6 protein-coding genes and 1 pseudogene are annotated in these 7,701 nt (G+C 31.6%); 3 read left to right on the forward strand and 4 right to left on the reverse strand.

What is annotated here, in order from left to right; all coding sequences use genetic code 11:
• Positions 1–142: 142 nt before the first annotated feature.
• On the reverse strand, positions 143–511 hold the full coding sequence (locus tag KI356_RS25070) for a DUF4180 domain-containing protein (RefSeq protein ID WP_212936791.1): 369 nt from the start codon (positions 509–511) through the stop codon (positions 143–145).
• 171 nt (positions 512–682) lie between these two features.
• Complete coding sequence (locus KI356_RS25075; protein ID WP_128280127.1) at positions 683–1,360, reverse strand: HAD family hydrolase; 678 nt, start codon at positions 1,358–1,360, stop codon at positions 683–685.
• A 565-nt stretch (positions 1,361–1,925) separates the two neighbouring features.
• Here KI356_RS25075 and KI356_RS25080 point away from each other — a divergent pair.
• Together KI356_RS25080 and KI356_RS25085 are read left to right on the forward strand one after the other, a co-directional pair.
• Positions 1,926–2,591: a response regulator transcription factor gene (locus KI356_RS25080; RefSeq protein WP_000800741.1), complete on the forward strand. Its 666-nt coding sequence runs from the start codon at positions 1,926–1,928 to the stop codon at positions 2,589–2,591.
• Positions 2,584–4,056, forward strand: a complete 1,473-nt coding sequence (locus tag KI356_RS25085) for a sensor histidine kinase (protein WP_212936793.1) — start codon at positions 2,584–2,586, stop codon at positions 4,054–4,056. Before KI356_RS25080 ends, KI356_RS25085 begins: the two co-directional genes overlap by 8 nt.
• Positions 4,057–4,101: 45 nt before the next feature.
• Here KI356_RS25085 and KI356_RS25090 read toward each other — a convergent pair.
• Positions 4,102–5,390, reverse strand: a pseudogene (locus KI356_RS25090) (hypothetical protein).
• A 469-nt stretch (positions 5,391–5,859) separates the two neighbouring features.
• On the opposite strand from KI356_RS25090, the gene bla reads away from it, so the two are divergent.
• Positions 5,860–6,795, forward strand: a complete 936-nt coding sequence (gene bla / locus KI356_RS25095; protein ID WP_212936792.1) for a class A beta-lactamase — start codon at positions 5,860–5,862, stop codon at positions 6,793–6,795.
• 217 nt (positions 6,796–7,012) lie between these two features.
• Here bla and KI356_RS25100 read toward each other — a convergent pair.
• Positions 7,013–7,701 (reverse strand): Ger(x)C family spore germination C-terminal domain-containing protein (locus KI356_RS25100; protein ID WP_274388404.1); only part of this gene is annotated, 689 nt, incomplete at its 5' end.

Consider the following 7,701-nt stretch of genomic DNA (forward strand, 5'->3'; position numbering starts at 1 on the left):
AAATAGTATATGCTGATTGTACATTTGAAGGGATATTGTACCAATGTACATTTGCAGTTACTGTACCGGTACAAAATTTAAATTTGAAAAACATATTTATAGCACCATCACGGATGCCTCTTTCGAAATACATTTTATATCTTTATTTCAATGAGCTTAACTTTTCAATTGCTTGTTGCTCAGTTGCTAAGAAAAAAATATCCTTACCTTTATTACATTCATAAATGAAATCTTTTAAGCTTTTACTAGTGTACATAGAAAAATCCCCGACGATAGCAATTTTCACGCTGTAATTAATAAACTTTTGAAGAATATCACCCGCAAGACGTGTTTTTAAGTCAAAGAAACTTTCACTTATTAATGATTTTTTGATAGCAATCCGCTTTGAATCCGCTTCATATTGAACTGTTGCCATGAGATCTAATGCAGATTGAACGTCGGATATTAATACTGTATCGTTTCTGACGACGGCAATATTTATTCCGCCAATTACTACTTTCTTTATTTCCATAGTCTCACTCCCCTATAATTTATAAAGTATATATTAAACATGCTGTGTAGATCTTCATTAACACACATAAATGATTAGGCCCTGGCTCAATAACCTCTATATCATCTTATGTAAATATTGTTTTAAAACTTCTCATACGGTCAATGAAATTAAGGGTAATCTATCTTTTTACTATTTTTGAAAATTTATCTCTCCACAATAACTTAATAAATTATCAAAAGAAGTAATCTCGGCATATGGTTTAGTGTCGGTATTATTCTTAATCATATTAGGATTGAACCATATGCCCTTTATATTTGCATTTTGACAACCAGCAATATCCTTTTCTAAGTCATCTCCAACAAATAGTACATCTTCTGATTGTACATTTAGCTTATTTAATGCTAATTCAAATATGCGTTTGTCAGGTTTACTAAATCCCGCTTCTTCAGAAATAATGATTGTATCAAAATAACGATTCAAATTCGTGTTAATTATTTTAGCTTTTTGCCTCTGAGTTGAGCCATTTGTTATAATTCCAACTTTAATATGTGACTTTATAGTATTTATGATATTAATAGTTTTTTGGTTTATAGAAAAACAGTTTGGAAAATTATTGTTCCAAAAATCTTGAATGTAATTGCTTGGTAATCTGAATTTTGGTGGGAATTCATTAAAAAACGATTCCAAAACCTTTACTTTATCACTATGACCATAGCTTTTTTTATCATATCCCTTGAATTTCTGTAACATTGCGTTTTTTACTGCATGTTGTTCAACATCCCCATAAAACTCCTCTAAAATAATGGAAAACAGTTTATCTACTGCCTTATCCCTATCAAGTAACGTATCATCTAAATCAAATAGCATTGCTTTATAACCCCTCAAATAATTTCACAACCTTTCTCGCAGTATATAAATAATCCCTAATTCATACCTTTAAACTTTTGGTTTACCAAGAGAGTTGTTATTTATGTAAGAATAACGATCAAACAGAGTAAAGGATTTATTTTCACCTTCCCGGAGAATTAATTCCAGCCTTAGAATCCAGTTGTTTTTCTCCGGATCAATTAAATACTCAACTACTTCGAATGTATTTCAAGTTCCTTCCTCTTCATTACAATGTAGACATTCGCCGGATAAACTAGATAAAAAAAACTCCAAAGTTTGTGGCACACGCTCTAGAATTACAGTAGCTTCTTTTATATTGAAATTCATTTCCTTTTCTCCTCTTGGTAAAGAAGTAAAAGTATATTTTCATACAATTTAAGAAATTACACCCAATTTACATTATTATACATTATTTTTCCTTAAATATTAATCGTTCATCTTATTAAACGTGGAGCTAACACAATAACCGTCTTGTGTTAGCTCCTAATTTATCTCCACATAAACTCCAGATAGTAAGGCTATAATGACTACCAGAGGTGATATTATGAAAAACTATCATATTCTCGTGGTAGAAGACGATCAAGAAATTCAGGAATTAATTAAACAATTTTTAATGACACAACAGTATACAGTTGTAGTCGCATCAGATGGATTAGAGGGTATGACACAGTTTAATAAGCAATCCTTTGATTTAATTCTTCTAGATGTAATGATGCCCAATCTTAATGGATTTGAAGTATCCAAGATGATTCGAAGTCAGTCAAACGTACCAATTATTATGCTAACTGCATTGGAAGAAGAGGAAGATCAAATGAAAGGGTTCGATCTTGGAATCGATGATTATATAACAAAACCCTTTTCGTTTCATGTTTTGATTAGACGAGTCGAAGCTGTACTGAGAAGAAGTTATGATAAAAATGTAAATAATCATTTGGTATTTAAAGAAGTGCGTATCGATGTTGATGCATATAGAGTATATGTAAATGACGTTGAAATTTTATTAACGACAAAAGAGTTTGAAATTCTACAACTACTATTTCAAAATGAGAGAAAAGTACTCACACGAGAAAATATCGTAGAAAAAGTTTGGGGGTACGATTATTTTGGAGAAACACGAATAATTGATACACATATTAAAAACCTACGTAAAAAGTTAGCTATCCCTTATATTAAAACAATAAAGGGTATTGGTTATAAAATTGATGAATAGTATTGTGAAAATCATGAAGATGAAGCAAATTACTTATAAACTCTTTATGACTACCTCTCTCATTTTGTTATCCTTTGCAGTATTGATTTATTTAACTTTATACTTCTTTCTCCCTACGTTTTATGAGCAATACAAAACAGATCAACTTCAAACAGGGATAAAAGAAATAGTTGATAAGTCTAAAGATCTTACGTTTCAAGATGCGATACCACTTTTTGATGAATATGCAAAAAAAAATAATGCGATGCTTTATCTTCAAAATAATGAGGGAATAATTAAATACTCTCCTTCACTTTCTTTTACTCAAAGTGGTTCGCAAACAACAGTAGTTACTAGAGCGACACGGTTCGAGAATGCAGGTACCCTTAGCAATTCATATAACGTTACGAAACCAATTCAATTCCAAGATGGTAGTTTAACGCTTATAGTCTTTGCTACATTTCAACCAATTGATGAAGCTTCCCAGGTTTTAGTACGCTTTCTCCCCTATATTAGTATCATTGTACTCGTAATTGGTGTAGGGAGTGCTTATTTCTATTCCAGGTTTATTACAAAACCACTTATTTATATTAATGAGGGTGCACAAAAGATGGCAAATTTAGATTTCTCCGAAAAAATTGAGGTTCGCTCTACAGATGAGTTAGGAGAATTATCTAATAGTTTGAATGACATGTCTATTAACTTACAACAAGCTATGTTTGATTTAAAAAAAGCAAATCAACAATTAAAAAATGATATTGAAAAAGAACGAGAAATAGAAACAAAACGCAGAGAGTTTTTTGCAATAGTAGCACATGAATTAAAGACCCCTCTAACTGTAATGAAAGGCTACTTAGAAGGGATGATATACAATATTGGCCCTTATCAAAATCGTGATCAATATTTAAAGAAAAATCATCAAATTATTGAAAGTATGGAACAATTAGTTCGTGAAATTTTAAGCGTGTCGAAACTAGAACAACACACCTTTAAACTAAAAATAGAAGAAGTTAATCTTTCAAAGTTAATAGGTACAATCACAAAAGATCTCGAATTTTTTGCTTCTCAAAAAAACATCCAAATAATAAAAGAAATTGATTCTGACCTTTCTGTTTATACAGATCGTGTTCTTTTTGAAAAAGCATGTAAAAATATTATCCATAATGCGGTTATGTATTCACCACATAATGAAAAAGTCTATATAAAGTTAAGTGAGGATTCTGAACAAGGTCAAATCAAAATGCAAATCATGAATACAGGTGTCAATATTAAAGAAGAAGATATACAACAAATTTTCAAACCATTTTATCGAATTGAAAAATCAAGGAATCGAAATACTGGAGGAAGTGGTTTAGGTTTATATATTGTTAAACAAATTCTTGAAACGCTAAATATAAAATATTCTATAAAAAATATGGAACATAGTGTACAATTTTGCATGAACATTCCATTATCTAAACAAAAAACAAAGAAACTCCCCTCTTAGTAGGACGAGTTTATTTGTTTTTTGTAGTTTTAGTATTGTTACTTTTTAAGCAATATTGGGATTAGCTTTTTTACCAATCCACATACCTAAGCCCACCATGCCAAGCCAACAGAAAATTGCTAATATAAACATCAATCGTTGTATGGATAACCCTACAATCTGCATTTGACTCTTCCCAACAATTGTTTGGAAAAGTTGAGACCATTCAACATCATAAAACACCCCTACTCCCACAATCACAATCAATATAAAAAATTGTAAAAATATATTCCCAATATTTCTCCACGTTGTGTAAATGAGTAAAGAAAGCTCTCTATGTGTATTCGCCATATATACTTTCATATTATTTTGAGAAGAAATACTATTAATAGCATAGCTCCCAAATGTAACGCTAAGGACTATAAATAGTGGAGAATAAAACCCGAATATCATGATTAAGGTACTTACTAAAAACAGATGGATTGGATTAACTTTCTTAGCAGCTTTGATATCTAAAAATATGGACATCAAAATCCCTAATAGATATGGGCCAACTACAATGAAAATACAGGTTAACATGTTATAGAAAGTAAAACTATAAAAAATACCCATCAAAAATAAATATCCATTTCCTAATCCAAGTAAAAATGACTCTGCCTTTAATCGAATTGGTAAAGAAGATGAAAGTTTATGAAAGAACTTTCCTTTCAATAAACTCAAAAACATGAAACAAATAAGTGCTATAGAGAGTAGAAAAAAACAGAAAATATATTGTTCATTATTTATGTTACGACTTGTTCGTATCAAAAGAATAAGAATTGAGACAAAAAGAAACTTCCCTACTACCGATGCGATGGAGATAGGTAAAAGCCCTTTGGCTAACTCCGTTCTCGGCATCTTTTTTATAGCAAAAAGGATACTGATTAAACAAATCCCATATATGCATGTTATCAGCGGCGGCGATAGAAAAATAATCGCTAACAATATGATGATCAGTAAAAGAAAAACGATACCAATAATAATCGCTTGTTGATTTTTATTATAAATCTTTCCCCCACCTTCAACATGTAGAAACAATAAAGTACTCGTCATGGTAGAAATTGTACTAACTGCAAAACCAGAAACTAACGCACTTATTTCTAGCCATCTTGAACTCCATCCAAAGAAAGTAACACTAAGTAATGATACTATCAGAATAGAAACAGCCCAATATAAGGAGCGGTGAATCCCAGCCTTATTTACAATAGGTATCCAGATAAACACACCGTCATATAAGTTGTATAAAACAAGATTGATGGCCAGTATCCCTCAAAGCCTTTCGAAATCTGTAATCCATAAACAATGTAAATAAGCATTGGTGTAAAGATAGTCGTTATTAGTAGACTAAATGTAGTTATACTTTGCACCACAAGTCTTTTTTGTTTTGTCGTATGTATCGTATAACACCTCACTTAAAATGAAATCAGTAGTTGTTATTACCTATTCTATCCGAAACGAGGTTGTTATATATGTGCTATCCAATTGAAATTCCCGTTACGAGGGAAACTCAATCTAAATCCATATTAAATTAAGTGGAGTGCAAAAAAGGAGAATTTTATGATTCTTAAAAACAAAGTTAATGGATATATTAAAAACCTTAATCATAAATGGAACAAATGTGTTACTTAGATTGTCTATTACGTATAAAAAAGGTGTTCTTGGTAGTTCTCTCATTTTGTAATGCAAGAAATACAAGAGGAGTGCTATCCTGTACATTTGTTAATTGCATCGGTATGTAAAATACCTATACAAAATCCATAAATTTTTGAAAGAGGTTGAAAATGTATGATAGTTTCAAAGAAGTTTTTTCACATTGCACATTATAAAAAGATGCTACCTGTAGTATTACTTTCATGTGTAACGCTTATAGGCTGTTCCAATAGTAATATTCAATCCGAACCACCGAAACAAACAAAACAAGAAAATACAAGTAATCATTCTTTTGTAAAGCTGGAAAAAGAATATGATGCTAAACTTGGTATTTATGCATTGAACACAGGTACGAATCAAACTGTCACTTATCGTTCAGATGAACGGTTTGCATACGCATCTACCCACAAAGCCCTTGCTGTTGGAGCACTGTTACAAAAGAAATCAATAGAAGATTTAGATCAAAGAATTAAGTATACTAGCAAAGATCTTGTGAATTACAATCCAATTACTGAAAAATATGTAGATACAGGTATGACTCTGAAAGAGCTTGCGGATGCTTCCCTTCGATATAGCGATAATACTGCACAAAATCTTATTCTTAAGCAATTAGGTGGGCCAAGTGAATTCAAAAAATCACTGAGAGAAATAGGAGATACTGTCACAAATCCTGAACGTTTTGAACCAGAATTAAACGAAGTGCAGCCAGGAGACACTCGTGATACTAGTACCCCAAAGGCAATAGCTACTAGTCTTCAAGCTTACGCGCTAGGCGATATACTTTCAACTGAGAAACGGAACTTTTTAATAGATTTGATGAAAAGAAATACTACGGGGGACAACTTAATTCGTGCTGGAGTTCCAGGAGAATGGGAAGTAGCCGATAAGACTGGCTCTGGGTCTTATGGAACAAGGAATGATATTGCAATCATTTGGCCACCAAATAAAAAGCCAATTATTCTTGCGATACTTTCTAATCATGCGAAAGAAGATGCGAAATACGATGATAAACTTATTGCAGATGCAACTAAAATAGTGTTAGATGCTTTAAAAGTAACGAATAAAGAATAATAAATCATTGAACTGCTCCTACTTTACAGCCCATATAGTTTTAAAGACAGAAGTATAAGCGTGTTTTCAGGCAACTAAGGAGGCAAAAGCCTCCTTCTGATCTGACCGAACTCTCATCTCAGCCCTAAAGAAGGCGCCGCCGCATCGTAGTAGTCTTTCACGTTCGAATCTCCTATTTAGAGTTAATATTTTACATTTCCTTTCATCTTCAACCATTCTAATGCTCAATCATATTACGCATATTTTTAGATTTTCCATTTGTAGCTATATTAATCGAGACATTTAAATCTAATTCTTTATTTTGAAGGGATATCCCTCCCTCTTTTTTATATTGTTTCCACAATTTAGAATTCTGCCGATATAAGGAATGTGATAACTGATACGTGTCAATCCCTCTTTCGATTCCTTTTCGGTACGTTTTTTTTATTTCTTTTTCAACTTGGTCCTCTGCAATTTTTTTAATATCATTTACAGGCATAGAATTTATTAATTGAAAAATATCAGCATCGAAATGGATGTTCATAAGCATGCGTAACTTTCCATTTTTAATAAAATGCTTTGTATCTATCTTTGGATTTTTCAATACTATATGTCCAATGATTTTCTTGTTAAATTTTAACAGTAATGGAGCTCGTTTGGTATTTTCATCCGTCCATCGAACCCCAGCAATATCATGGTTGTTTAAATGATTTATATAGGATTTATCACTTATAAAACCATAACCACTAAATGTTAACATAGGAAATGAGGTATGCCCTTTTTTCCAATATGTTTTAGTCGTAGCTAAGAAAGGAATGCGAGTTGTCATCCCAGGCTCATAATAATTTCTTTGAAATTTATATAAAGGTAAAGGATCTATTATTGTATATTGCTTGGTTATCTCTTTTGGTAAATTAATGATTGTAT

The organism is Bacillus hominis (genome assembly GCF_018332515.1).
Classification (GTDB): domain Bacteria; phylum Bacillota; class Bacilli; order Bacillales; family Bacillaceae_G; genus Bacillus_A; species Bacillus_A hominis.

Bases quoted from the DNA above. Each gene is read 5' to 3' on its own strand.
- KI356_RS25070 (WP_212936791.1), bottom strand. From the start codon at position 511: ATGGAAATAAAGAAAGTAGTAATTGGCGGAATAAATATTGCCGTCGTC.
- KI356_RS25075 (WP_128280127.1), bottom strand. From the start codon at position 1,360: ATGCTATTTGATTTAGATGATACGTTACTTGATAGGGATAAGGCAGTA.
- KI356_RS25080 (WP_000800741.1), top strand. From the start codon at position 1,926: ATGAAAAACTATCATATTCTCGTGGTAGAAGACGATCAAGAAATTCAG.
- KI356_RS25085 (WP_212936793.1), top strand. From the start codon at position 2,584: ATGAATAGTATTGTGAAAATCATGAAGATGAAGCAAATTACTTATAAA.
- bla (WP_212936792.1), top strand. From the start codon at position 5,860: ATGATAGTTTCAAAGAAGTTTTTTCACATTGCACATTATAAAAAGATG.